The sequence below is a fragment of the Faecalicoccus sp. genome (assembly GCF_036552745.1).
Lineage (GTDB): Bacteria > Bacillota_I > Bacilli_A > Erysipelotrichales > Erysipelotrichaceae > Faecalicoccus.
This window is the reverse complement of record NZ_JAXKBY010000077.1, coordinates 1-4,463: the sequence shown is the minus strand read 5'-3', so window position 1 is coordinate 4,463 and position 4,463 is coordinate 1. Positions and strand designations below refer to the sequence as shown.

The following is a 4,463-nucleotide window of genomic DNA, read 5'->3' as shown; positions in this document are numbered from 1 at the left end:
ACTTGATTTCTAATAGTTAATCTCCTTATAATAATTAATTTCTAAAATTTGTAATATTGTGTTTTATTGTTTGATTCAAATAAACGAATCTTATGAACAACTGTTTCATTCATCGCATCAATACATGCTGGGAAAATATCCAATGGTTCTCTTAATCCTTGATCTTCTAATACTTTTCTTGCTTCTTTGAAGAAAGCTGCCTTGATATCTGAAGAAATATTGATCTTGTTTACACCACGCTTAACAGCACCAGCAATTTCTTCATCCGGGTTAGCTGATCCACCATGTAATACTAATGGAATAGATACTTTTGACTTAATTTCTTCCAATAAATCTAATCTTAAGTGTGGAACAAATCCCTTTGGATAAATACCATGAGCAGTACCAATAGCGATTGCTAAGCAGTCACATCCACTTGCTTCTACAAACTTAACTGCATCATCTGGATTAGTATAAATAATTGTATCTGTGCCACCTTCACGGTCACCATTTGTTGATCCAATTGTTCCTAATTCAGCTTCAACTGAAACATTTAATGGGTGGGCAATAGCACATACTTTTTTAGTTAATTCAATATTTTCTTCAAAAGTAGAAGTACTTGCATCAATCATAACTGAAGTAAATCCATCACGAATTGCTCTATAAATTTGTTCTAAGCTTCCTCCGTGATCTAAATGTAATGCTACTGGAACAGTTGTTTTGTTAGCTGCATCTTTGATCATTTCAACAAAACTATCTCCACTATAAGCTAGTTCATTTGGGTGTACTGCAATAATAACTGGTGATTTTTCTTTTTCACAAGATTCAATAACACCTTGAAGCATAGCATCACTAGAAATGTTAAATGCGGGAACCGCGAAATTGTGCTCGTTAGCAACCTTTAATAAATCAGACATATTCATCAACATAATAATTTCCTCCTCATGTAATTTTATTACATATTCATTGATTTTCTGACGGCCGTATGTAATTTATTTACACTGACATATTAATCTTTTAAAATATCTTTGTCAACAAGAAATGTAATTTTTTTACGTTTGGTATGACTAACTATAGTTTTGTGTAATTTTATTACATACGCATCAATAAAAAAAGTTTGTAACATTTCTATTACAAACCCTAAAGCTCTAGACTTTCCAAGAAGACACTTCCAGTTCTACTTCCTCACTCTTTTTTAGTTTCTCTTTTGTTTTCTGATTATTTTCTAATTGATACAATAATGCATCAATCAAAATTGATTCCGTTACATGCGTTTCTAATCCATGAATAAAATGATCAAACAATGAGCTGCTCTTTCCAGAATAAATGACACACTTCGACATTTTAGCCAGTGGTGAAGTATCATCACCTGTTATAGCAATAATATTCATGCCTCTCTTTTTACCCAACTCACATACCTGCAATGCTCTTTGCGCCATTCCAGACTTTGAAATTGCAATAATAACATCTGTTTTTTCACCATTATTTACATAGTTGATTGCTTGTTCAGAAACATTTGCAGAAAATGTTCGAACACCAAATCGGTTTAATCTAAAGGTTAAATCATTAGCCACAGGCAAAGTATTTCCTACCGCAACCACAAATACTGCCGTTGCTTCTGAAATTATTTTTGCAGCTTTTGCGATTCTATGTTTATTTACTGTAGTCTCTAAATTTTGAATATTCTGGATTTCCTTTTCAACAATGTACCCCAAAGGATCTTTACTGCTATCCATTTGTTTTGGCGCATCACTTTGACCTACATCACTCGAAAGCAATAATCTCATCTGATAATACCCTTTGAATCCTGCATGCTGACACATACGTACTACAGTCGCATCACTTACATTGCTTTCTTTTGCTAATTCCGAAACATTCATCATTATAACTTTTTTTGGATAAGATAAAATATAATCAACTACCCTTTTTTCAGCTGAATATAAGTTATCATATTGGTTTCTAAGAATTTTTGTAACACTGTCCATTATGATTCTCCCTCTTACTTTCTTTACTTTTATTATAATCGATAAACCAATATACACAAGTAATTTTATTACATGAATTATGTGTTTATTAATTTTCATGAAATATTTTTTATTTTATGATTGAATTCCAAAATCTATTTGCTATAATGTTGCTGTACATATGTAATATTATTTCTTTAACGATCGTTTCATTTAGAATTAATGTAATATTTTTACATACATAGGAGGATATATTATATGAAACTAAAAGTTACAAACATTGACGAAACACAAATTAAAGGTGTTAAATTTTCTACAAACAAAGATACAGAAACATATAAAGAAACATATTTTGAATGGACAGGTTTCCCTGTTGTTTCACCTTTTAAATCTAATGATATTAGCTGCGGACTACTTCAAGGCTGGCATCACACCCCAAAATTCGATCAAATTGAATATCATGAAGACTATGAACAATTCTATTTCTATCAAGGCGATTGCATCATGCTATTTGTTGATATCGTAGATTTAAAACCTGTAATGGAAAGCGCACAATTAGTCTACATTCCTGAAGGAACTCAATTAGATATTGAACCAAATAAAGGTCACTTTGTTGCAGTTGCTACCGAAGATACATTTAAAGCTTTAGTAATCGCTCCAAAACAAGATTCTCCAAGATTAGATTTACCTGAAACTATTGAAAGTCAAGAATAGTATGTAAATAAATTTTAATCAATATGAAACTTTCAAATAACTCTCCTTTTTTCAAATTTACTCTATATTAAAGATTTCTATTGATCAATCCAACATTTACACTTCTATATTCAAGTATTAATCAATTATAATAAGAAAGAAAAGCTAATATTCACAATATAAGTGTTTATTAGCTTTTTTGTCAATTTGCTAGTAGTTACGCATGAAAAATAAAATGGCTTAAATAAACGAAATCGGAAACTCTATTAAAGAATTTCCGATTTTTTTATGGGCTCAGATGGCAATATTAAAAACATCGACAAATTAACGTTTCTTTCGTCTTAGGTTTGATTTGATCTGTTTGATGATTTCTGTATCTTTCATGATCAGTTGAACTTTACTAATACATTCAACTGGAAAGGCTTTAAATTCTTTTTTCGCAACTCGCATTTCATTTGTAGATATACTTCCATATATTTTTGCCAGTGCCAATGCCAAATTGTTTAAAATGACGATATTATTGATAGATGTCTTATTTGTAAAATGTATATCATCTTCATTTAGGTAAGTATCTTTTTCTTTGTGGAAATTGTTTTCTATTTCCCATCTTCTTTCTATGGCTTCCGCAATCAATTCTGTGTCTTTTGTATTTGATATAAAATACATGGTAATTGCCTTTTTGCGTGTGTGGGATACCATTTCTACCAATGTCTTCATTCCTGTGAATCCACAGTCATCATAATTAGATGGCAGACTAATAAATCTGAAGTTTCTTTTTTCAGTATCTAATGTAGTTATTTTCTTCTTTGGATTCTGCTCATATTTTTTAAATTTTTCCAGAATCTCTTCTCGCAATCCTGACTGATTATCTTTTACAGGTGCAACATAAACACCTTTTTTTGACGCAATGATATTACATGTTTCTCTTTGTGTATGTAGCGCATCAAAAGTAATAACTGTCTTTTTCAGATCCATCAGCCTTAAAATTTCCTGTGCTACTGGAATCTCATTCGTTTTTGTTTCAACCGGCTTGGAATGGATACAAAGACAGTCTGAGTTACCGTATACATTCAATACATTGATATTTCTTTGAGGATTCTTTGTATCTTCACTTCTTCCACTGCCACGTGCTTCTTTTCCATCAACGGATTGATGACAGTACATAGTACCTTGAGCACATTTTCTAAGTTCCTGAAGGAATTCGTAGATACGTCCAATCGTTATTTCTTCAAATTCAACTGGATCAATACACATCAATGTTCTGCGGATCGTATCATGAGATGGAATCTGTCCATTCTTGATCAATCCGTATTTTTCATACCGATTTTTGTATACAAGTATATGGTCGTAAATCCCTAAACATGTCGTTTTACCTTCATAAATAATGCTTAAAAAGCACAGTAAAAGGATATCGGAAAGATTGTACTGGATTTTTCCTGGTTGTCTAAAATCTTTTAAATCATCAAAAAGATGTAAGAAACCAATGGTGTTCATAACTTCCATATGATCATCAAAATCAATATCGATTTCCTTGAATGTTTCATTTAATACGGCAACCAGATTAAAAATTTTATTATTCATAACGAAGCCCATTCCTTTCAATGATGTCAACAACCTCTTCAGGTATAGTTGGATAATAGATATGATCCGAAGAAATATCCACAACCGCAAGCTTTAAGATCTGTGTGCAAATAGCGGACAAATCGGTACGGCTCTAGCGGTATAACCGGTGCAGAACATCAGAAAACTCGGTGCATCATGACGGCTATTCGGTGTGAACATTCCTCCCGCATGCTATAGTTTATTTCTGTAGTATGAAGGGAGGTT

General features: G+C 31.9%; 4 protein-coding genes. 1 reads left to right on the top strand and 3 read right to left on the bottom strand.

Annotated elements, in window-relative coordinates; all coding sequences use genetic code 11:
* Positions 1 to 41: 41 nt before the first annotated feature.
* The gene (locus tag U0M88_RS03900) at positions 42 to 908 is read right to left on the bottom strand and encodes a ketose-bisphosphate aldolase (RefSeq protein ID WP_331868973.1); all 867 of its coding nucleotides are present in this window, start codon (positions 906 to 908) and stop codon (positions 42 to 44) included.
* 219 nt (positions 909 to 1,127) lie between these two features.
* Positions 1,128 to 1,964: a MurR/RpiR family transcriptional regulator gene (locus U0M88_RS03895; RefSeq protein ID WP_331868972.1), complete on the bottom strand. Its 837-nt coding sequence runs from the start codon at positions 1,962 to 1,964 to the stop codon at positions 1,128 to 1,130.
* 237 nt (positions 1,965 to 2,201) lie between these two features.
* Here U0M88_RS03895 and U0M88_RS03890 point away from each other — a divergent pair, with 237 nt between their 5' ends.
* Positions 2,202 to 2,657, top strand: coding sequence for a hypothetical protein (locus U0M88_RS03890; protein ID WP_331868971.1), 456 nt, complete (start codon positions 2,202 to 2,204; stop codon positions 2,655 to 2,657).
* Positions 2,658 to 2,960: 303 nt separating this feature from the next.
* On the opposite strand, the gene U0M88_RS03885 is transcribed toward U0M88_RS03890, so the two are convergent.
* Positions 2,961 to 4,217 (bottom strand): ISAs1 family transposase, encoded by a 1,257-nt coding sequence (locus U0M88_RS03885; protein WP_331868970.1) that lies wholly within the window; start codon positions 4,215 to 4,217, stop codon positions 2,961 to 2,963.
* Between the last annotated feature and the right edge of the window lie 246 nt (positions 4,218 to 4,463).

Bases quoted from the DNA above. Each gene is read 5' to 3' on its own strand.
- U0M88_RS03900 (WP_331868973.1), bottom strand. From the start codon at position 908: ATGTTGATGAATATGTCTGATTTATTAAAGGTTGCTAACGAGCACAAT.
- U0M88_RS03895 (WP_331868972.1), bottom strand. From the start codon at position 1,964: ATGGACAGTGTTACAAAAATTCTTAGAAACCAATATGATAACTTATAT.
- U0M88_RS03890 (WP_331868971.1), top strand. From the start codon at position 2,202: ATGAAACTAAAAGTTACAAACATTGACGAAACACAAATTAAAGGTGTT.
- U0M88_RS03885 (WP_331868970.1), bottom strand. From the start codon at position 4,217: ATGAATAATAAAATTTTTAATCTGGTTGCCGTATTAAATGAAACATTC.